Here is a 20,033-nt window from a genome sequence, read left to right as displayed (position 1 = left end):
ATGACCCTGAAGCGCGTCCAAAAACTGTTGGCGGTCCTTGTTGGGGGCTTTGTGTTTTACACGGCGGCCACCGGCCCGTTCGAGGGGCTGATTCAGCGTGCGATTTTTCTGGCGCTGGTCTGCTGTCTTGGGGTCGCGCTTTATCCGCTGGGGGCTGGCAAAGGCTGGCGCCCGGCGGGGGTGATCATTGACCTGTTGCTATGTGCCGTCACCGTGACGGCCTGTGGCTATGTGGTCTGGAATTACGATACGATCATGACAACGCTGCCGTGGGCCACAACGCTGGATCAGGCGCTGACGCTTGGGTTGGTGCTGTCCGTGCTGGAGCTGGGGCGGCGCACGGTGGGGCTGATTTTTCCGGTGCTGGTGGTACTTGGGATCAGCTATGCCCTGTTTGGCAACCTGTTGCCGGGGGCACTGGGGCATCGCGGATTTGACAGCGCCTTTGTCACGGAAACGATTTTTCTGGGCGACCTGGGGATTTGGGGAATGCTGACCGGGGTCGCGGCCACGGTGATCGCCGCCTTTGTGCTGTTCGGGGCGTTATTGCTGCATACCGGGGGCGGACAGGCCTTCATGGATCTGGCGATGCGGCTGGGCGGGCGGCAACCGGGCGGAGCGGCCAAGATCGCGACGATTGCCAGTGGCCTGTTCGGCATGATTTCCGGGTCTGCCGTGGCGAATGTGGCGACCACGGGCAATTTCACCATCCCGATGATGGTCCGGCTGGGCTATCCCCGACCCTTTGCCGCCGCGGTCGAGGCGGTGGCCTCTACCGGGGGGCAAATCGCGCCGCCGATTATGGGGGCTGCGGCCTTTGTCATGGCGGAAATTCTGGGGGTGTCCTATGTGACGATTATCGCGGCGGCCATTCTGCCCGCGGTGATGTTTTACCTGTCGGTATTCGTGACGGTGCATTTCGTGGCGCTGCGGCGCGGGTTGGCCATTGTCCCCGAAGACGAATTGCCCGACTGGTCCACAATCGCCGCACCGCGCCGGGTGCTGCCCATTCTGGCCGCGCTTGGTGGGCTGGGGCTGGGCATTTGGCTGGGGCGGTCGATTGCGACCTCGGCCTTTTATGGGGTGATCGGGTTGTTGCTGGCTTTTGTGGTGACGCAGGCGGGGCGGTTATCCCCGCGTGATATGCTGGGCCGGATTGTCAGCGGACTGGAGGACGCAGGCAAAGGCATGGTGATCATCGGCGTATTGCTGGCCGGGGCGCAGGTGTTGGTTTCAATGATCAACATGACGGGGATCGGGGTTACGCTGTCGTCGCTGATCGTGTCGATGGCTGGGGATTCCGTGGTTCTGGTGGCCATAATCGTCGGGGCGGTGTGCCTGATCATGGGGATGGGGCTGCCGACAACTGCGGCCTATGTGCTGGTGGCGGCGGTGCTGGCCCCGGCGATGACGGCCGTGGGGGTTGATCCGTTGGCGGCGCATCTGTTCGTGTTCTATTTCGCGACGATTTCGGTGATCACGCCGCCAGTTTGCGTGGCGGTCTTCGTGGGGTCCGGCATTGCCAAAACCAACTGGCTGCCCGCCGCAGGCGAGGCGGTTCGGCTGGGCGCTGTGACCTATTTGGTGCCGTTCCTGTTGCTGCTGTATCCGGGGATGACGATGAACGGCGGTGTCTTTGCCGTGATCGAGGCAGCCGTGGCGGGGCTGGCGGTTGTGCTGGCTGTGCCTGCGTTGCTCAGCGGGGCATCGTTGACCGGGCGCCGGGCGGTGGATTTGGCGGTCTTGCTGGCTGTCATCGGGCTGGCGATCTGGCCGCAGCCGGTGACACCGTTTCTGGCGCTGGCCCTGTTTCTGGGCGCGCGGGCGCTGGGGCGGGCAGAACGAAAGGCAGTGGCATGACAATCGTGCGTATCGGGGCAGGGGCCGGATTTCAGGGCGACAGGATTGCACCTGCGGTTGATCTGGCGGAACGGGGAAATCTGGATTTTCTGGTGTTTGAATGTCTGGCGGAACGGACCATTGCGCTGGCCCAACAGGCCCGTCTGAAAACGCCTGAAGCAGGGTTCGACCCTTTGCTGGCGCGGCGCTTGCGGGCGGTATTGCCGGGCTGTGTGCGCAATGGCACCCGGATCGTGACCAACATGGGCGCGGCCAACCCACAAGGCGCGGCGGCCTGCGCGGCGCGGGTGGCGCGGGATCTGGGCCTGTCGGTGAAAATCGCGGCTGTGATGGGCGATGATGTCGTGGATCGGATCGGGCCGTTCGGTTTGGAAGAAACCGGCCAGCCCGCCGCCGATCTGGGTGCGCGGCTGGTGTCGGCCAACGCCTATATCGGCTGTCGCGGGATTGTGGCGGCGCTGGATGCCGGGGCGGATATCGTGATCTGTGGGCGGGCATCGGACCCGGCGCTGTTTTTGGCCCCGCTGGTGCATCGGTTCGGCTGGGCAATGGACGATTGGGACCGTCTGGGGCGTGGCACGTTGGTGGGGCATATGCTGGAATGCGCGGCGCAGGTGACGGGCGGATATTTCGCCGATCCGGGGCGAAAATCCGTGCCTGATCTGGCCAATATCGGATTTCCGCTGGCCGAAGTGTCCGAGGATGGCAATGCGGTGCTGACCAAACTGCCGGGAACGGGTGGTGTGGTCAGTCGGGCCACCTGTACGGAACAGTTGTTGTATGAAATCCACGATCCGGCGCGGTATTTACAGCCCGATGTGGTGGCGGATTTTTCGCGTGTTCAGATCACGGAAATCGGACCGGATCGGGTGGCCTTGACGGGGGCGTCGGGTTCGGCAGCAACGGGGCTTCTGAAAGTATCGGTTGGCTATCGCGATGGCTGGCTGGGCGAGGGGCAGATTTCCTATGCCGGGGCGCAATGTGTGGCGCGTGGGGAATTGGCGCTGGGACTGTTGCAGGAGCGCTTGTCGATTTGCGGCGACCGCATTGCCGAAGCGCGGGGCGATCTGATCGGGTGGAACGCGATTGCGCCCGGTGTGACACGCCGCGCGATGGACCTGCCCGAGGTGCGGCTGCGGTACGCTGCGCGGTGTCTGGATCAGGATACCGCGCAACAGGTCGCCGAGGAGGTCGAAAGCCTGTATCTATGTGGCCCTGCCGCAGGGGGCGGCGTCAGTCGTCAGGTGCGTGAAATCATCGGTATCGCAGCGGCGCTGATGCCTGCCGATCTGGTGCCGGTGCGGTTCGAGATGACGGAGGTATCCCATGAAACTGCATGAACTGGCTCATGCCCGGACCGGGGATAAAGGCGATATTTCCAATATCTCTGTCATTGCCTATCGCGCCGAAGACTGGCCGCTGCTGCAAGAGCGCGTAACCGAAGCGCGGGTGGCTGCGTATTTGGGCCATGCCGATCCGGCGGTGGTGACGCGCTATGTGCTGCCGCAGTTGCAAGCGATGAATTTCGTGATCCGCGGCGCGCTGACGGGGGGTGTCACCCGATCGCTGGCATTGGATGCGCATGGGAAATGTCTGGCCTCGGTCCTGCTGGAGATGGAGGTTTAGGCACCTCTGGTCAGCTATCCGAGCCAGTTTTCAGGCGCCTGAACCCCGGATGTGCCGGGGGCACTAGCGCATGATGAACGGGTCGGGGATTGGGGCGTCGCTGGTGCGCAGCCAGACGGTTTTTACCTTGGTATAATCCAGGGCGGCCTGAATCCCCCCTTCGCGCCCATGTCCCGACAGACCATGCCCGCCAAACGGGGCGATCGGGCTGACCGCGCGATAGGTGTTGATCCAGACGATCCCCGCGCGGATTTTGCGGATCATCCGGTGGGCGCGGGTTAAATCACGCGTAAACACCCCCGATGCCAACCCGTATGCCGTATCATTGGCGATACGCAGGGCGTCTGCTTCGGTATCGAACCCAACGACCGACAGGACGGGGCCAAAAAATTCCTGTGTCAGACAGGGGGCATCTGGGGTGTCGCTGCAATCTATGATTGTTGGAGGGAAATAATTCCCCCGTATCGCCACAGGCCTGCCGCCGGTGATCACGCTGGCCCCGGCATTCTCCGATGCGGCGATGATGTCCGTTGCGGTTTGAATTTGGGCTTGCGTACACAAGGGGCCGATTTCGGTTGCCATATCGTTTGGGTCGCCAATGATGACGGCTTCGGCTTTTTCCTTTAGCCGGGTCAGGAAGGCATCTTTGATTTTATTGGAAATAATCAGCCGCGATCCTGCGACGCAACTTTGGCCCGATGCGGCGAATATCCCAGACACCTGTGCATTCACGGCGCTTTCGATATCGGCGTCTTCGAAGACGATGAACGGGGATTTCCCCCCCAGTTCCAACGAGGTCGAAGCCAGATTTTCAGCCGAGTTGCGCACGATATGCCGCGCGGTTTCCGGCCCGCCGGTAAAGGCAACGTGGTCCACCTTGGGGTGGCTGGTCAGGACGGAACCACAGGTGGGGCCAAACCCGGTGATGATATTCAGCACCCCCGGCGGAAATCCGGCCTGATCGAAAATACGGGCAAATTCCAGCATCGGGGCCGGGGCCTGTTCCGAGACTTTCAGCACGACACAGCAGCCCGCAGCCAGAGCCGGGCCGATTTTGACCGCAGACAGGAACAATTGCGAATTCCACGGCACGACCGCCGCGACGACCCCGACAGGTTCGCGGCGCAGCCACACCTCCATGTCTGGTTTGTCGATTGGCAGATGGGCGCCTTCGATTTTGTCGGCCAGTCCGGCGTAATAGCGGTAATAATCCGCCACATAAGCAATTTGCGCTGATGTTTCGCGGATGATCTTGCCCGTGTCGCGGGTTTCAAGCTGCGCCAGTTTCGGGGCGTTTTCAGCAACCAGATCGGCCAGCCGCTGCAACAGCTTACCCCGGCCTGTCGCGGTCATGTCCGCCCATTCCGGCGAGACAAAGGCCGAATGCGCGGCATCCACCGCAGCATTTACATCGGCTTCGCGGGCTTCGGGCATCATTGCCCAGATTTCGCCTGTGGCGGGGTCGGTGCTGGGAAACTGCGCCGCACCATTCGCAAAGCGGCCCCCGATGTAGTGCTGAAAATGTTGCATCGTTCGTTCCTCAGGCAAAGGCGGGCATGACATCGCGGATGAAGCGTTCCAGTGATGCTTTTTTGCGATCAAAGCTCATGCCGCTGTCGATCCAGAATGAATATTCATCATAACCCATGCGTTCATAGGTTTTGATCCGGTCAATCGCCTGATCCGCTGTCGTGATAACATTATCGCGCAACATCGCCGCCGGGGAATAAAACGGATGCGCAGCAATATCCGCATCACCGAGCGGTTCGATCAAGCCCTGCGAAACCGGGCGTTCGTTTTTGAACCATGCCCCAAAATAGCAATAGAAGCGGTTTATTTCTTCTGCGGCTTGTTGGGCGTCGGCCATGTCGGCCGCGATATAGGTATGGTTCAGCAGCATGATTTCCGGGCGGGGGATATTCGGAAATTTCGCGCAGGCGGCGGTGAATGTGTCCATCAGCCTGATGATTTCATCGTCCCCTTGCCAAAGCGGAGTCACCTGCACATTGCAGCCGGTGGATACCGCAAATTCATGGCTGTTGGGGTCGCGGGCGGCCACCCAGATCGGCGGTCCGTCCTGTTGCACGGGTTTAGGGGATGCAGTGGTGGAGGGAAAAGAATGAAACTGCCCCTCTTGTGCATAGTCGCCTTTCCACAGCCCTTTGAGCGCGGGAACCAGTTCGCGCATCCGTTGCCCGGCTTCCCATGCGTCCATGCCCGGCATCATCCGTTCGTATTCATAGCTATAGGCCCCGCGCGCAACGCCCAGTTCAAGACGGCCACCGACAATGATATCGGTCATTGCCGCTTCGCCCGCCAGCCGGATCGGATGCCAGAATGGGGCGATCACCGTCCCGGTCCCTAAGCGCACATTTTTGGTTTTATGGGCCAGATCAACCAGATTCAGAAACGGGTTCGGGGAAATGGTGAAATCTATCCCATGATGTTCGCCGGTCCAGACTGCGTGCATTCCGCCCTGATCGGCAATCTGGGCCAAGGCAACAAATTCGTCGTAAAGCTGCCGCTGATCCTGATCCGGTGTCATACGCTCCATATGTGCAAAAAGTGAAAAGCGCATATTTGACCTCTTGATTTATGCGGTGAAGCGAACTTCGCCGCTGTTGTGGTTTCCGTAGTAAACACCGTAGTTTTCCAGCGTGCTTTCCGTGGCAAAGCGTTGCAGCATCGACAGGGTGGCCGGGTCTGTCACATCGTCGAAGGCCGAGGCCGAAATCGGGACAAACGCCCCCAGATGCGGGGCGCCGTCCGAGGCTTGGCACAAGAAAACGATGTGCTGGATTTTGCGCCCGGTATCTTCGTACAGGGCGTACACAAATCCGGGTTCCGCACGCAGGCCGGTTTTTGCGATCACATGTTTGATCGCATCCGAAGCGCCGCCTTTGGTTACGTCGATTTCAGGCAGGGCCAGCCCGCCATTTCCATCGTCCTGCAACAACACCTGATTATCGCGCACGATCAGCGCTGAAACGATCAGTTTGGCGTGTTGGGCGATGGCTTCGGTTGATGTGGACGGGGTTACATACGCCCCGCGCACATAGCCAAGGCCGGGGTGAATGCTGCTGTCAAAGGCGCGGACCTGACCGATCAGGATCATGTGATCCCCGGCATCCACTGTTTGATGCATCGTGCAGTCAAACCATGCCGAACCCCCCTGTAGCACGGGGGATCCCGCAGGGCCGGGGTGCCATGCAACATGGGCAAAGCGATCTTCGGACGGTCGCGCGAAGGTGTTGGAAATCTCGATCTGGTTTTCAGCCAGAATATTTACGGCAAACCCGTCTGCCCCGGCCAATGCGGCATAGTTTTTCGAACTGTTGGCCACGCAGACCAATACCAAAGGCGGGTCCAGCGAAACCGAGGTGAACGAATTGGCCGTAAATCCGATGGGGGCCTTATTATGATCCAATGCCGTCACCACCGTGACGCCCGTCATGAAGGTTCCAAAGGCATTTCGCAAAGCGCGCGGATCAATCGGTGTCATTGCAGTATCCCTGTTCTGTCGGGCATTGCAGCCAGTGGCGCAGATGCTGGTTCACCGCGTCGGGGGCGGTCAGGTTGATCATGTGCCGATGGCCATGAATGGTGACGGACCTGCCAAATGGGGCGCGGTTCGCCATGGCTTCGGACATCGCAGGCGTTGAATTTGGGTCGCCGTCCCCTGTCATCGCCAGAAAGGGGCAGGTGATCTGGCTGTATTGATCCGCATAGGTCGCATCCCCGTGGGCAAACGCGGAATAGGCCGTGGCATAGCCGCGCTGATCCACCTGACGAAGCCACGCGCCGACTTGTTCCCGGATGGGGGCCGCGTCGGCAGCGGTGCCGAACCACCGGGTCAGTGGTGTATGCAGGTCTGGCTGTCCGGTTTGGATCTGTTGGGCGCGGGCGATCACCGCCTGACTGGCCGCACGGTCGCGTTCAAACACACCATTCAACAGGGCAACCCGGCGGATCAGGGCGGGATAGTCGCAGGCCAGCCCGCCAGCGATCAGCGCCCCCATTGAATGCCCTGCCAAATTCACCGGCCCCAGCCCCAGTTCCCGGATGAACGCCTGCCCCCATGCCACGAAGTCAGACAAGGCGCTGCCCGTGGGCAGGGGGGCGCTGCCGCCGTGGCCGGGCATATCCACCGCGATCACCCGGCAACTCTCCTGCAAGGCCTGAATCTGTGGTCCCCACGCCGCCGATTGCAACCCGACACCGTGGATCAGCACCAAGGGAACGCCGGTTCCTTGGTCGCGATAGGAAACGGTCCGACCGCCCTCAGACAGACGCAGGGTTGTCAAGGTCATGGCCCAGTTCCTTCAGATCCTGATAACGGTCGCCAATCCGGTGATGTGGCCGCCCCCCGATCGAAGCCCCCAGCGCAATCAGGATTTCATCCGCCCCCGGCGCATCCGCGACCGAGGTTTGGATCGTCAGGTAATGCGACCGGCGTCCGCCGTCGTTTTTATCCATCAGGGGGATCAGCAGCGGCGCGTTCGCCGGGCCGCGCGTGTTGCAGAACGACAGATACGATTTGGCCCCAACCGCGCTGCGGTAATGATTGCCAAAATGCAGCGTGTGAATCAGGCCCGAGGCATGTTCCACCTCGCCGTTCAGGCCGACAATCGCGGCTTTTCCGTAGCCTTCGACCTTATCGCCGCCACCGGCAGCCTCCAGCACCATTTCTGTCAGCAGCGCCCCAAGCCCCGGCGCGCAATCGCGGATGGCCGGGGTCAGGTTTTCAACAAACCCCTGCCCGGCCCACGGATTGCGGATAACAGCCATCGCGGCAATCAGCGTCAGCGGGGTTTCGGCAGCTTTGCCCCCTTCGATCAAGGTGTTTTCGACATGCAAAAGCGTTTTGCGAATCTCGGCTGGCATTGGTGCGGTTTCCCCTGTGGCGGCTTGTTGGGTTGTATCATGGTATACCATAATCCTGTCTGTCAAGATTTCTTGTGATCCCGAAAATTTCCTGCTATTGGGGTTCGCATGGATCAGACTGCATCAGCCCTTCAGAAAATTGATAAAGCCCCGCAAACGCTGCGTGAAATCGTGCAGGAGCGGATGAGGGAAGCCATCATAAGCGGCCATTTTGCGCCCGGTGATCGTTTGGTGGAACGCCCATTGTGTGACCAACTGGGGGTGAGCCGAACAGTCATTCGGGAAACAATTCGATTTCTGGAAGCCGAAGGTTTGGTGGAGATTCTGCCCAATCGCGGCCCGATTGTTGCAACGCTGAACTGGGATCAGGCGCGGCAAATCTATGACATCCGCCAACAGCTTGAATCCGCCGCCGCCGCACAGGCCGCAACCACGCAAACAAAAGGGTTCGCTGGCAAATTAGGCAGGGCGCTGAAAGCTGTCGAAGCTACTGCCGCCGATAAAACATGGTCCAAGCATCTACAGGCGACGACAGATTTCTATGAACTGATTTTCCTTGAGGCGGGGCACACAATCGCATGGGATATCGTGCAACGCCTGAATGGCCGGATCAGTCGCCTGCGGGCGATGACCATTGCCGACAAAAGCCGCGAAAGTCCGGGGCTTGTCCATTTGCAGGCCATACATGATGCGATTGTTGCGAATGATCCCGAAGCGGCCCGACAGGCGGTTATCACCCACATCGCGGCTGCCTCGGCGATCGCCCGAAAATTCCTGACGGATATAGCAGAATAGGACGCACGGCATGGCAAAAGGATATTGGATCGCTTTGGTCACCGTTACCGATCCCGAAAAATACAAGGGCTATCAGGTCTTGGCCCCCGCAGCGTTTGAAAAATTCAATGGCCGGTTTCTGGCCCGCGGGGGCGATGCGGAAACCGTCGAAGGCACGGCATTCGAACGTCAGGTTATAATCGAATTCGAAAGCAAGGCCGCCGCATTGGCCTGTTACCATTCCCCGGAATACCAAGCCGCCCGCAGCCAGCGCGAAGCTGCGTGCCGGGCCATTGTCACCATTGTCGAAGGCGTACCTTCGGCCAATTCATAGAAAGATCAGCAATATGAACACGTTTGACGAAGACCTGTTCCTGAAGGGCCTTGAGCAACGTAAAGCAACCCTTGGCGCTGAGTATGTCGAGCGCAATCTGGCCGCCGCAGATGATTTTACCCGCCCGTTCCAAGAGGCCATGACCGCGTGGTGCTGGGGGTTCGGTTGGGGCGACGATGTCATTGATGCGAAAACCCGGTCTATGATGAACCTGTCCATGATCGGGGCTTTGGGCAAAATGACCGAATGGGAATTGCACTGTCGTGGGGCCATTAACAATGGGGTGTCCGTTCAGGAACTGCGGGCCATCATACATGTGATTGCAATTTACTGCGGGGTGCCGCAGGGGTTGGAATGTTTCCGCGCCGCCAAAAAGGTGCTGGCCGAAATGAACCCTACGGCTGAAACTGCGGATAACCCCTAATTCCTTTCCTTTGGCCTTGGGGGCCTGGGATTTGATCCGCACAGAAAAGGGCAGGGGCCATATGGCCGCCTGCCCGTGTTTTTGCTTCGCGTCCGTTACAGACCCAGAATGGCGCGGGCCTCTTGTGGGGTGGCGATGTCGCGGCCAGCGTTGCGGGCGGTTTTGGCCATTTCTTCGATCAATTGCCCGTTGGACGTGACCTTGGTCCCATCCGCCAGATAGAACGTGTCCTCCAGCCCGGTGCGTAGATGCCCGCCCAGTTCAGCGGCCTTGGCGTGCAGCGGCCAGATTTCTTCGCGGCCGATGGCGGTGACTTGCCAGCGGGAATCTTCGGGGGCCAGATCGGCCAGAATGGGCAGCAGATCAGCCCGCGCCGGTTGCCCCGAGGCGACACCCATCACGAAATTCATCTGCGCTGTGCCTTTGAACATGCCGTTTTTCTGGTACATGCCCACGCTGCGAACGATGCCGGTATCGAAACACTCAAATTCGGGGATGCCCCCGGCATTGGTGATCGTGTCAATGAAATGCTGCACCTTTTCCACCGGGTTATCGAACAGCATCGGCGGCCATGCCCATTGGCCATTGGCGCGGATTTTCAGATAGTTCAGCGATCCGGCATTGCAGGCGGCCATTTCCGGGCGGGTCGCGGTAACGACATCCAGCGCTTCCTGATAGTTCGGGCCGACAACGCCGGTGGTGTGGTTGATGATCACATCAGGACAGGCATCGCGGATGGCGGCCTGTACTTCGTTGGACAGGTCAATGTCCCAACTGGGCAAATGGCCCTGATCCGGGCCTTGCTGACGCAGATGGATGTGCATGACGCTGGCGCCCGCCTCATAGGCGCGGCGGGCCTCGGCGGCCATTTCGGCGGGTGTCACGGGTACGTTGTGTTGTTTTGGATCGGTCAGCACACCGTTCACGGCGCAGGTGATGATTGCCTTGGACATAATGCCCCCTTTGTCGATTTGATCTGTCCCAAAGCTATGCGTCGGCACGGCGCGGCGCTTGTGCAAAGAAGCTGAAACGCAAAGTTCCACAAACCCGGCAGCGCGCGGCATATTTTCTGTGGGCAGGGCAACGGCACAAGAAGGGCGTTTTTGCGCTTGTTAGAAGGCGGCACAGGGTGAGGGCTGACGCCGTCGCCCCCCAATGAACAACGCGGAAGAAACATGGCAAAAATCCTGAGTTCCCTTTCCCCCAATTCGGACAGTTTCCAAACCAACCGCGCCGGGATGCTGTCGCTGTTGGAGGAGTTGGCGCAGATCGAAGGGCGCACGCGGGCGGCCTCGGAGCGGTCGCGCAAGCGGTTCGAGGATCGCCATCAATTGCTGCCGCGCGACCGGGTGGCGCTGTTGCTGGATCCGGGGCGGCCGTTTATCGAACTGTCGAAACTGGCGGGCTATGGGCTGGATCATCCCGACCCGGCCAAATCGGTGCCGGGCGGCGGGATCATTGCCGGGATCGGCTATGTGTCCGGGGTGCGCTGCATGATCAACGCCAGCGACAGCGGGATTGCGGCGGGGGCGTTGCAGCCCAAGGGGCTGGATAAAATCCTGCGGGTGCAGGAAATCGCGCTGGAAAACAAGCTGCCCTATGTGCAACTGGTCGAAAGCGCGGGCGCGAACCTGATGGCCTACCGGGTCGAGGATTTCGTGCAGGGCGGCAGCCTGTTCCGCAATCTGGCGCGGTTTTCGGCGGCGGGCCTGCCGGTGATCACGGTCACGCATGGCAGCAGCACGGCGGGCGGGGCGTATCAAACCGGGCTGTCGGATTACATCATCATGGTGCGCGGGCGCACGCGGGCGTTTCTGGCCGGACCGCCGTTGCTGAAAGCCGCCACCGGCGAGATCGCGACCGAAGAAGACCTGGGCGGCGCGGACATGCACACCGGGATTTCCGGCCTTGGCGATTATCTGGCCGAAGATGACCGCGAGGCGCTGGGGCTGGCGCGGTCGATCCTGTCCAACATCGAATGGAACGGCGCGGCGGAACCGGCGCGCGATGTCATCCCGCCCGCCTATGATGCCGAGGAATTGCTGGGCGTGATGCCGTTGGATCACCGCCAGCCCGCCGACATGAAAGAGGTCATCGCCCGTTTGGTTGATGGCTCGGATTTCGTGGAATTCGGGCAACGCTATGGCGGGGCTACGGTGTGCGGCAACGCCAAAATCGGCGGCTGGCCCATCGGGATCATCACCAACAACGGCCCGATTGATCCGGCAGGCGCGTCCAAGGCCACGCATTTCATTCAGGCCTGTTGTCAGGCGGGCACCCCGCTTTTGTATCTGAACAACACCACCGGGTTCATGGTCGGCAAATCCTATGAGGAGGCGGGGATCATCAAACACGGATCGAAGATGATCCAGGCCGTCACCAACGCCACCGTGCCGCAATTCACCATCTATTGCGGGGCGTCCTTTGGGGCGGGGAATTACGGCATGTGCGGACGCGGGTTCCATCCGCGGTTCTGTTTCTCATGGCCGAATGCCCGCACCGCCGTGATGGGGGGCGAACAGGCCGCCGGAACGATGGCCGTGGTTCAGGAAGCCCGCGCCGCGCGTCTGGGCGAGGAGGTGGATCACGCCAGGCTGGACGCGCTGAAGCAAAAGATCATCGACAATTTCAACAGCCAGATGGGGGCGGTCTATACCTCGGCCCGGTTGCTGGATGATGGGGTGATCGACCCGCGCAACACCCGCGAATTGCTGATCGAACTGATGGAAATCACCCGCGCCGAAGCCGCACGTCAGCCCAACAAGATACAATTCGGCGTGGCCCGCCCGTAATCCTGCGCAACCGGAAAGAACAGATCATGGACAAGAAAACACCGTTCAAAAAGCTGCTGGTTGCCAACCGGGGGGAAATCGCCGTGCGCGTGATGCGCACCGCCCGCGCGATGGGCTATCGCACCGTGGCGGTTTATTCACAGGCCGATGCCGGGGCGGAACATGTGGCGCTGGCCGATCAGGCGGTCTGCATCGGTGGCAATGCGCCCGCCGACAGCTATTTGCGGATCGACCGCATCATTCAGGCCGCGCAGGATACCGGGGCGGATGCCATTCATCCCGGCTATGGGTTTCTGGCGGAAAACGAAGGGCTGCCAGCGGCCTGTGCCGCCGCCGGGATCGTGTTTGTCGGCCCATCCGCGCAGGCGATCCGCAGCATGGGCGACAAGGCCGGGGCCAAGGCGTTGATGATTGACGCGGGCGTGCCCTGTGTGCCGGGGTGTCAGGGCGATGACCAATCCCCCGACACCCTGCTGGAACAGGCGCGGCGCATCGGTTTCCCGCTGATGATCAAGGCCACCGCCGGGGGCGGCGGGCGCGGAATGCGGCTGGTGACGGACGACAGCAGCTTTGCCGATCATCTGATCTCGGCCAAATCCGAGGCAAAATCGGCCTTTGGCAATGATGTAGTGCTGCTGGAAAAGGCGATCATCAACCCGCGCCATGTGGAAATTCAGATCATGGCGGACCGCTATGGTAACGCGATCCATTGCGGCGAACGGGATTGTTCGGTGCAGCGCCGCCACCAGAAAGTGATCGAAGAAGCCCCATCCCCCGCTGTCGATGCGGATTTGCGGGCGCGGATGGGCGCGGCCTCGGTCGCGGCGGTGCAGGCGATTGGATACGAGGGCGCGGGGACGTTTGAATACCTGCTGGATGCGGATGGCAATTTCTACTTCATGGAAATGAACACCCGCCTTCAGGTGGAACATCCCGTGACCGAGGCCATCACCGGGCTGGATCTGGTGGAGCTGCAATTGCGCGTCGCGGCAGGCGAGACGCTGCCGCTGACACAGGATGATGTGCAGTTTCGCGGTCACGCGATCGAGGTGCGCCTGTGCGCCGAAGACCCCGCCGCCGGGTTCATGCCGCAAAGCGGGGTGTTGAACACATGGCGGCCCGCACCGGATTTGCGGGTGGAACACGGGCTGCGTGACGGGGCCGAAATCCCGCCCTATTACGATTCCATGGTGGCCAAGCTGATCAGCTATGGCGCAACCCGCGAAGACGCCCGCCGCAAACTGCTGGCGGGGCTGGCGGAGACGCGGGCCTTTGGCGTGCGCACGAACCAAACTTTCCTGTCCGCCTGTCTGGCCCATCCCGTGTTCGCCGCCGGGCAGGCGACGACGGGGTTTATCGCGGAAAACGCGGATGCTGTCCTGCCCGATCCCGCGCAGGCCGATGCACGCGGCGCGATGATTTTGGCGGCGCTGTTGCGGGCGGGGCCGGATACGGGGCTGAACCACGACTTCCCCACGCCGCTGCGCCTGTCGCGCAATGATGCGGAATTCGTGCCACAGGTGCGGGCCTTCAAATACGGCGCCTGTCATGTGGCAATGCCCGACGCACCGGATATGGACCTGCGGGTGCTGCGCCGCGCCGGGCAGGAGGTGGCTTTTGAACTGAACGACAGCCTGCATCACGCGGTTTTGGGGCAGGGGGCTGACGGGCCGGTTTTGCAACTGGACGGGCAGGTGCTGGACTATAGCGACCTGACCTTTGCCCCGACGGTATCGGCGGATGCGGCCGGGGGCGATGGCAAGGTCCGCGCCACGATGAACGGGGCGGTGGTGTCTGTGGACGTGGCCGTGGGCGACAGCGTGACCGCCGGGCAAAAGGTTGTCGTGCTAGAGGCGATGAAGATGGAACACACGCATATCAGCACCGTGGACGGCATCGTGTCCGCCGTACATGTCACCGCCGGGGCGCAGGTCACGGCTCATTCCATCGTGGTCGAGGTAGACCCGGCATGACCGATATCGTTCTTCATGAAAAACGCGGGGCGGCGTTCTGGATCACCCTGAACCGCCCCGAAAAGCGCAACGCGATCAACGCCGATCTGATCGCCGGTATCCGCGCGGGGATGGATGCGGCCTGTGCCGATCCTGACATCCGGGTGATCGTGCTGACCGGGGCAGGGGATCAGGCGTTCTGTGCGGGCGGCGATTTGCAACCCGGCGGCGGGTTCAATTTCGATTTCGCCAATCCGCGCAGCGCATACGGCGATCTGCTGCGGGCGGCGCAGGACTGCCCGCTGCCCTTGGTGGCGGCGATTAACGGCACCTGTGTGGCCGGGGGCATGGGGCTGCTGTCGATGGTCGATCTGGCGGTGTCGGTGGATCACGCGAAATTCGGCCTGCCCGAGGCCAGGATCGGCCTGTTCCCGATGCAGGTTCTGGCGCTGATGAAACAGATCGTGCCGCCCCGCGTGTTGCGGCGCTGGATGCTGACCGGCGATCTGTTCGACGCGCCCGAGGCACAGGAGGCCGGGTTGCTGAACCAGGTCGTCCCGGCGGCAGAGTTCCCGACAGCGGTACAGGCCTTGGTGGACAGCCTGTGCAAAGCGTCACCTTCGGCCCTGCGGCGGGGAAAATACGCCGCGCGCGCGATGGACAGCATGACCTTCGATCAGGCCATCGCCTTTGCCGAGGGGCAACTGGGCCTGATGACCCTGACCGAAGACGCCCAAGAGGGGCTGGCGTCCTTCAACGAAAAGCGCAAACCACAGTTCACGGGGAAATAACCCGGCGGCGGGCTATGCTGGGAAATGCGGCAGCACACAGGCTGCCGTTTTCGCAACATAGCTGCGGGCGGCCTGTTCTGCCCGATCAGGTGCGCCCTCCAGAACGGCCTGTGTGATATTGTGATAGCCATGCACGCGGTCCGCAGGTGGCACCGCCAGACGGTTGCGGATCAGATGCACCTGTAATCGCGGCAGGATAGTGCGCAATTCGTCATTGCCGCTGATTTCGATCAGTGCCCGGAAATAGCGATTGCGTTGGCGGATAAATTCGAACCTGTCGCTTTCGCTGTTGTGGGCGGCAATCGCGTTGAAATGCGTGGTGATTGTTTCGCGTGCGCCGGGGGTGTCGATGTTATGCGCCGCTTGCCGGGCGGCAAGGCCCAGAATGACCTCGGTCACGGCAAAGATATTTGCGGCTTCGGGGCGGGTCAGGGAACGGATTTGCGCCCCTTTATAAGGATGGGCGATAACCACGCCGTCTGATGCAAGCTGTTTCAGCGCCTCGCGGACGGTGCCACGGCTCAGCCCGTAATCGGCAACCAGATCGGGTTCTGCCAGACGTTGACCGGGAACATAGCGGCCTTCGTACAAGCCACGGATCACATCCCGCACAATCGCGGCTGACGAACTGGGTGTCGCGTTGGTTTCTGGGGTGCGAGGCATTCTTCGTCAGGGTCCTTTGGTTCATATCCCACGCGTTTTGTTGCGTAGCCGCAATAATGGGTCCCTATAATACGGAATGTTTACAGGATCACACAAGAATTCCGATAATTCCGATTGTCGGATCAGACCAACCCGGTTTGTTACAGGTGGCGCGAAAACAACTTCGATCAAAAGCGGTTTCGCGCCACCAGTGGTTATTCAGCGGCGTACAGATCTTGATACTGCTGACGCAATTCCACCTTGCGCAGCTTGCCGGTGGCCGTGGTGGGGACGCTATCCACAAAAACGATTTTCTTGGGCATCTGGAAACCGCTCAGATGGGCCGTGATGCGATCCATGATCGGGGTCGGGTCCTGTGCAGCCTTGTCCCGCGCTACGACAAAGGCGGTGACCGCCTCGCCCCAGCGGGGATGTGGCAGGCCTACGGCAATCGCCGCCTCGACCTCGGGGCAGGCCAGAAGCTGTTCTTCGACCTGAATGGTGGATACGTTTTCGCCGCCTGTCTTGATCATGTCCTTTTTGCGGTCCAGAAACTGGAATTCGCCGTCTTCGGTGATCAGGCCCAAATCGCCGGTGTGGTGCCAGCCGAATTTGCGCGCCTCGGCGGTGGCTTCGGGGTTTTTATAGTACCCGAACATGACGTTCGGCCCGCGATGCACCAGTTCGCCGATTTGGCCGGGGGGCAGCAAATTGCCATCATCATCCATGATTGCCATGTCGTTGACCACGGCCGCTTCGCCCCAGTAATTGCCGAACCGCGCCAGTTGCCGATCCGGCATGGAGATCGTGGTGATCGGATACATTTCCGTCTGCCCCGAGGTTTGCATGAACGTGGGGCAAAATTCGTCAATCATCCGGCGCATCAGCGGTTCGAACATCGGGGCCATCGTGTGCAGACCGAAGCGCAGGGATTTGGTGGAATATTTCGCCCGGTCCGGGTGGTCCAGCATCGCGGTATACATCATCGGCAAACCAACGCAGACAGACATTTGTTCTTCGTCGATCACCCGCAGCAATGCACCCGCATCGAACCCGCGCAACAGAACGCAGCGCGCCCCCACCATCATGAAGGACAACAGCAGACAATGCGCCCCGCAATGGAACAGCGGCAGTTGCAGCGGAATGCCGTCTGTTCGGGTCAGGCTCCATTCTATAGTGTTCGACATGACCGCCATGAAAATAGATTGATGGGTGTGCATCGCGCCCTTGGGCTTTGATGTGGTGCCGCTGGTATAGATGATTGCGGCAATGTCATCGCGGTCAATTTCAACATCAGGCTCGGTCGCCGGGTGGTGCTGCGCCATCGGGAAACCGGGCTGCGTTACGTCATAGGAAATACCGAGCCGTTGGATCACCGTTCCCAGATTGGGGTGGTTTTCAAATTCCGGGCCGATGATGGCATGACTGACCCCGGCATGGGTCAGCGTGTATTCCACGTCTTCGTCCTCTAGCATCAGGTTAATCGGCACCCAGATCAGCCCCGCCCTGTGCAGCGCAAAAATCGCGGCAACCAGTTCCACGGTATTCGCGCAGACGGTTGAACAACGATCACCGGGGTTGGCCCCGCGCGCGATCAGGTGATGTGCCAGCCGGTTGGCCTGTGCATCCAGTTCCGCATATGTGACACGGCGGTCCCCGTCGATCAGGACCACATGATCCGGCAGGCGGCGGGCAGTCCGGCGCAGGATGTCGCCAATAGAAATACGCGCGATTGCGCCCGGCGGGGTGACACCCCCATCGAAATTCTGACTCACCTTACACTCCTCCGGTTTGTCGCGGTGCTATGGCAAAGTGTGACATGGCGACGGGAACGCTAACTTGCGCTAAATTGCTAAAGGCAAAGCTGTGGGTTTGCGCCGTTTCAGTTTCCAGCATCTTTGCGCAAGTATCTTGCGCATTCGTCGAAAAAACTAGGCTATCCGTTCCAAACCAGAAAGATCAGATATGCCATTTGCGTCGTTGCAGGACATCAAAGCGCTAGAACAGGTGCCTTTTGATCAACAGGTTCGGGCCAGCACAGCGTATGAACTGATGGCTGAACAGGCGCTGCGTCAACCCGATACGATTGCTGTCAGTTTCATGCAAACCGGGGCGGTTGATACACCTGTCGAGGATGTGACCTATGGCCAGTTTTTGGCGCGGGTGCATCAGATGGCGCATCTGTTCCATCATATCGGGGTAGAGTCACATAACGCGGTATCCATGCTGCTGCCCGGCACCGCAGACACATTTGCAGCCATGTTTGCCGCTCATTTGGTGGGGCGTGCCAATCCGATCAATTTCATGTTGGAGCCGGATCATATTGCTGCGCTGTTGCAGGCTGCACAGTCGCGGGTGCTATTGGTGCCGGATGAGGGGCTGCTGCCGGGGATTATTGAAAAGCTGCCCGATATTCTGGCAAAGCTGGATCAGCCGATCGCCGTTTATCGGGTGGGTGGCCCGGTACAGGGGAACATCCCGGCACTGGCCGAAGCTATCGCTGATATGCCAACCACGCGGCCTGTGTTCTGGACCCCGCCCGCAGCACAGGATTTGGCCGCTTTGTTTCATACCGGCGGCACCACCAGCGCTCCGAAGCTGGCCGGTCATACGCATGGTGGAATTTTGCGACATGCGTGGGTTATGGCGCAGGCGTGGCATGGTGATCCGCAGGATGTGTTTTTGAACGGGTTGCCGCCGTTCCATGTGGGCGGTGGCTATGCGGCGGGACTGATGCCGCTGACGCGGGGGGCGCGGGTGATCATTGCCACCGCCGCCGGAATGCGGAACCGCGACTTGATCGGTAACCTGTGGAAACATGTGGAACGGTTCCGCCCAACAGTGCTGGCGATGGTGCCAACCAGTTGGGGCGCGGCGCTGAATACGCCTGTGGATGGGGCCGATGTGTCCTCGGTTCGGTTATGCCATGCGGGCGGGGCCGCGATGCCGGTGGAAATGGCAAAAACGGTGGAACGGACCCTGGGCTGCCAGATCGTCGAGGGTTGGGGTATGACCGAATTGCACGGGTTCGGCACCATGAACCCCGGACTGGGGGAATGCCGCATCGGGTCTGTCGGGCATCGTGTGCCGTTTGTGGAACTGTGCGTGGCGCAGGTTGAACAGGGTCGGATCACCCGGCAATGTGCCCCGGATGAAATCGGTCGGTTGCTGGTGCGCGGGGCGCAGGTGTTTCCCGGTTATCTGGACCCGGCCCATAACCAAGGCGCATGGGTCGAACCGCAAGAAAACGAAATCGCCCCGGACTGGAGCATTGGCGGCCCGTGGCTGGACACCGGCGATTTGGCGCGGATGGATGCAGAAGAATATGTTTGGCTGACCGGGCGGGCCAAGGACACGATCATTCGCGGGGGCCACAACATTGACCCCCTGACGATCGAGGAGGTGTTATATACCCACCCGGCTGTTGAGGTTGCGGCGGCAGTCGGTCAACCGGATGAATATGCCGGGGAATTGCCAATGGCTTTTGTGCAGCTCAAGACCGGGGCCAGTGTCGATCCTGAAACATTGCGGGATTTCGCCCGTGACAGGATCGCGGAACGGGCGGCGTTGCCCGCCGCGATTGTGGTGCTGGAGACGTTACCCACAACCGCTGTTGGGAAGATATTCAAGCCCGAACTGCGTCTGCTGGCGGCGCAAAGGGTCATATCTGACAGGATTGCCGCCGCATTGCCGGATGTGCCTGATGTTGTGGTGCATTGCGTCATGGACGCACGCCGCGGCCCCTTGGCGCGCGTTATCCTGCCGGAAACGGTCAGCCTGCCAGATATGGAAAAGGTCCAGTCCCTGCTTTCCTTATTTAGGCTCAGGACCCATTAATCGGCTTGAGATCGCATTGGTCGCATGCTTCAAATCCCCAAACTTTCAGGGGGTATCATGAGCAATCTATTTTGGCTGACCGACGAACAGATGGCGCGGCTGCGACCGTTCTTTCCC

The 20,033-nt window shown here is 60.7% G+C and carries 18 protein-coding genes; 10 read left to right on the top strand and 8 right to left on the bottom strand.

Going from position 1 to position 20,033, the window contains the following annotated elements; all coding sequences use genetic code 11:
- The 3 genes from FN828_RS05995 to FN828_RS05985 are packed head-to-tail and all read left to right on the top strand — an operon-like array spanning position 1 to position 3,486.
- Entirely contained in the window at positions 1–1,860 is a 1,860-nt protein-coding gene (locus tag FN828_RS05995; protein ID WP_185958948.1) for a TRAP transporter permease, read from the top strand.
- A complete protein-coding gene (locus FN828_RS05990; protein WP_142492504.1) occupies positions 1,857–3,200 on the top strand; it encodes an acyclic terpene utilization AtuA family protein in 1,344 nt (447 codons plus the stop codon). The genes FN828_RS05995 and FN828_RS05990 overlap by 4 nt, the downstream gene beginning before the upstream one ends.
- Positions 3,187–3,486, top strand: a complete 300-nt coding sequence (locus FN828_RS05985) for an AtuA-related protein (RefSeq protein ID WP_142492503.1) — start codon at positions 3,187–3,189, stop codon at positions 3,484–3,486. The genes FN828_RS05990 and FN828_RS05985 overlap by 14 nt, the downstream gene beginning before the upstream one ends.
- A 63-nt stretch (positions 3,487–3,549) precedes the next feature.
- On the opposite strand, the gene FN828_RS05980 is transcribed toward FN828_RS05985, so the two are convergent.
- Genes FN828_RS05980 through FN828_RS05960 form a run of 5 tightly spaced genes read right to left on the bottom strand, consistent with a single transcriptional unit; the run spans position 3,550 to position 8,370 of the window.
- A complete protein-coding gene (locus tag FN828_RS05980; RefSeq protein ID WP_142492502.1) occupies positions 3,550–5,016 on the bottom strand; it encodes an aldehyde dehydrogenase in 1,467 nt (488 codons plus the stop codon).
- Between the two features lie 10 nt (positions 5,017–5,026).
- Complete coding sequence (locus tag FN828_RS05975; protein ID WP_142492501.1) at positions 5,027–6,064, bottom strand: LLM class flavin-dependent oxidoreductase; 1,038 nt, start codon at positions 6,062–6,064, stop codon at positions 5,027–5,029.
- A gap of 15 nt (positions 6,065–6,079) precedes the next feature.
- Positions 6,080–6,988, bottom strand: coding sequence for a flavin reductase (locus FN828_RS05970; protein WP_142492500.1), 909 nt, complete (start codon positions 6,986–6,988; stop codon positions 6,080–6,082).
- Positions 6,975–7,796, bottom strand: a complete 822-nt coding sequence (locus FN828_RS05965; protein WP_142492499.1) for an alpha/beta fold hydrolase — start codon at positions 7,794–7,796, stop codon at positions 6,975–6,977. Before FN828_RS05965 ends, FN828_RS05970 begins: the two co-directional genes overlap by 14 nt.
- Entirely contained in the window at positions 7,768–8,370 is a 603-nt protein-coding gene (locus FN828_RS05960; RefSeq protein ID WP_142492498.1) for an amino acid synthesis family protein, read from the bottom strand. The genes FN828_RS05965 and FN828_RS05960 overlap by 29 nt, the downstream gene beginning before the upstream one ends.
- Positions 8,371–8,478: 108 nt before the next feature.
- Here FN828_RS05960 and FN828_RS05955 point away from each other — a divergent pair, with 108 nt between their 5' ends.
- Genes FN828_RS05955 through FN828_RS05945 form a run of 3 tightly spaced genes read left to right on the top strand, consistent with a single transcriptional unit; the run spans position 8,479 to position 9,902 of the window.
- The gene (locus FN828_RS05955; protein ID WP_142492497.1) at positions 8,479–9,165 is read left to right on the top strand and encodes a GntR family transcriptional regulator; all 687 of its coding nucleotides are present in this window, start codon (positions 8,479–8,481) and stop codon (positions 9,163–9,165) included.
- Between the two features lie 10 nt (positions 9,166–9,175).
- A complete protein-coding gene (locus FN828_RS05950; protein WP_142492496.1) occupies positions 9,176–9,478 on the top strand; it encodes a DUF1330 domain-containing protein in 303 nt (100 codons plus the stop codon).
- Positions 9,479–9,491: 13 nt separating this feature from the next.
- On the top strand, positions 9,492–9,902 hold the full coding sequence (locus FN828_RS05945; protein WP_142492495.1) for a carboxymuconolactone decarboxylase family protein: 411 nt from the start codon (positions 9,492–9,494) through the stop codon (positions 9,900–9,902).
- Positions 9,903–9,997: 95 nt separating this feature from the next.
- On the opposite strand, the gene FN828_RS05940 is transcribed toward FN828_RS05945, so the two are convergent.
- Positions 9,998–10,855, bottom strand: a complete 858-nt coding sequence (locus FN828_RS05940; RefSeq protein ID WP_142492494.1) for a BKACE family enzyme — start codon at positions 10,853–10,855, stop codon at positions 9,998–10,000.
- A 222-nt stretch (positions 10,856–11,077) separates the two neighbouring features.
- Here FN828_RS05940 and FN828_RS05935 point away from each other — a divergent pair, with 222 nt between their 5' ends.
- The 3 genes from FN828_RS05935 to FN828_RS05925 are packed head-to-tail and all read left to right on the top strand — an operon-like array spanning position 11,078 to position 15,437.
- Complete coding sequence (locus tag FN828_RS05935; RefSeq protein WP_142492493.1) at positions 11,078–12,694, top strand: acyl-CoA carboxylase subunit beta; 1,617 nt, start codon at positions 11,078–11,080, stop codon at positions 12,692–12,694.
- Between the two features lie 26 nt (positions 12,695–12,720).
- Complete coding sequence (locus FN828_RS05930) at positions 12,721–14,667, top strand: acetyl/propionyl/methylcrotonyl-CoA carboxylase subunit alpha (RefSeq protein ID WP_142492492.1); 1,947 nt, start codon at positions 12,721–12,723, stop codon at positions 14,665–14,667.
- The gene (locus FN828_RS05925; protein WP_142492491.1) at positions 14,664–15,437 is read left to right on the top strand and encodes an enoyl-CoA hydratase-related protein; all 774 of its coding nucleotides are present in this window, start codon (positions 14,664–14,666) and stop codon (positions 15,435–15,437) included. The genes FN828_RS05930 and FN828_RS05925 overlap by 4 nt, the downstream gene beginning before the upstream one ends.
- 12 nt (positions 15,438–15,449) lie before the next feature.
- Here FN828_RS05925 and FN828_RS05920 read toward each other — a convergent pair whose 3' ends face one another.
- Entirely contained in the window at positions 15,450–16,100 is a 651-nt protein-coding gene (locus FN828_RS05920) for a GntR family transcriptional regulator (RefSeq protein ID WP_142492490.1), read from the bottom strand.
- Between the two features lie 194 nt (positions 16,101–16,294).
- The gene (locus FN828_RS05915; RefSeq protein WP_142492489.1) at positions 16,295–17,854 is read right to left on the bottom strand and encodes a class I adenylate-forming enzyme family protein; all 1,560 of its coding nucleotides are present in this window, start codon (positions 17,852–17,854) and stop codon (positions 16,295–16,297) included.
- Positions 17,855–18,044: 190 nt separating this feature from the next.
- Here FN828_RS05915 and FN828_RS05910 point away from each other — a divergent pair, with 190 nt between their 5' ends.
- A complete protein-coding gene (locus tag FN828_RS05910) occupies positions 18,045–19,916 on the top strand; it encodes an AMP-binding protein (protein ID WP_142492488.1) in 1,872 nt (623 codons plus the stop codon).
- Positions 19,917–20,033 lie beyond the last annotated feature (117 nt).

The organism is Thalassovita litoralis, assembly GCF_900182725.1.
In the GTDB taxonomy this organism is placed as follows: domain Bacteria; phylum Pseudomonadota; class Alphaproteobacteria; order Rhodobacterales; family Rhodobacteraceae; genus Thalassobius; species Thalassobius litoralis.
The sequence above is the reverse complement of the archived record's forward strand: the minus strand, read 5'-3'. Positions and strand labels throughout refer to the sequence as shown.

Bases quoted from the DNA above. Each gene is read 5' to 3' on its own strand.
- FN828_RS05930 (WP_142492492.1), top strand. From the start codon at position 12,721: ATGGACAAGAAAACACCGTTCAAAAAGCTGCTGGTTGCCAACCGGGGG.
- FN828_RS05910 (WP_142492488.1), top strand. From the start codon at position 18,045: ATGCCATTTGCGTCGTTGCAGGACATCAAAGCGCTAGAACAGGTGCCT.
- FN828_RS05950 (WP_142492496.1), top strand. From the start codon at position 9,176: ATGGCAAAAGGATATTGGATCGCTTTGGTCACCGTTACCGATCCCGAA.
- FN828_RS05955 (WP_142492497.1), top strand. From the start codon at position 8,479: ATGGATCAGACTGCATCAGCCCTTCAGAAAATTGATAAAGCCCCGCAA.
- FN828_RS05965 (WP_142492499.1), bottom strand. From the start codon at position 7,796: ATGACCTTGACAACCCTGCGTCTGTCTGAGGGCGGTCGGACCGTTTCC.
- FN828_RS05940 (WP_142492494.1), bottom strand. From the start codon at position 10,855: ATGTCCAAGGCAATCATCACCTGCGCCGTGAACGGTGTGCTGACCGAT.
- FN828_RS05995 (WP_185958948.1), top strand. From the start codon at position 1: ATGACCCTGAAGCGCGTCCAAAAACTGTTGGCGGTCCTTGTTGGGGGC.
- FN828_RS05935 (WP_142492493.1), top strand. From the start codon at position 11,078: ATGGCAAAAATCCTGAGTTCCCTTTCCCCCAATTCGGACAGTTTCCAA.
- FN828_RS05945 (WP_142492495.1), top strand. From the start codon at position 9,492: ATGAACACGTTTGACGAAGACCTGTTCCTGAAGGGCCTTGAGCAACGT.
- FN828_RS05990 (WP_142492504.1), top strand. From the start codon at position 1,857: ATGACAATCGTGCGTATCGGGGCAGGGGCCGGATTTCAGGGCGACAGG.
- FN828_RS05975 (WP_142492501.1), bottom strand. From the start codon at position 6,064: ATGCGCTTTTCACTTTTTGCACATATGGAGCGTATGACACCGGATCAG.
- FN828_RS05980 (WP_142492502.1), bottom strand. From the start codon at position 5,016: ATGCAACATTTTCAGCACTACATCGGGGGCCGCTTTGCGAATGGTGCG.
- FN828_RS05985 (WP_142492503.1), top strand. From the start codon at position 3,187: ATGAAACTGCATGAACTGGCTCATGCCCGGACCGGGGATAAAGGCGAT.
- FN828_RS05925 (WP_142492491.1), top strand. From the start codon at position 14,664: ATGACCGATATCGTTCTTCATGAAAAACGCGGGGCGGCGTTCTGGATC.
- FN828_RS05970 (WP_142492500.1), bottom strand. From the start codon at position 6,988: ATGACACCGATTGATCCGCGCGCTTTGCGAAATGCCTTTGGAACCTTC.
- FN828_RS05920 (WP_142492490.1), bottom strand. From the start codon at position 16,100: ATGCCTCGCACCCCAGAAACCAACGCGACACCCAGTTCGTCAGCCGCG.
- FN828_RS05960 (WP_142492498.1), bottom strand. From the start codon at position 8,370: ATGCCAGCCGAGATTCGCAAAACGCTTTTGCATGTCGAAAACACCTTG.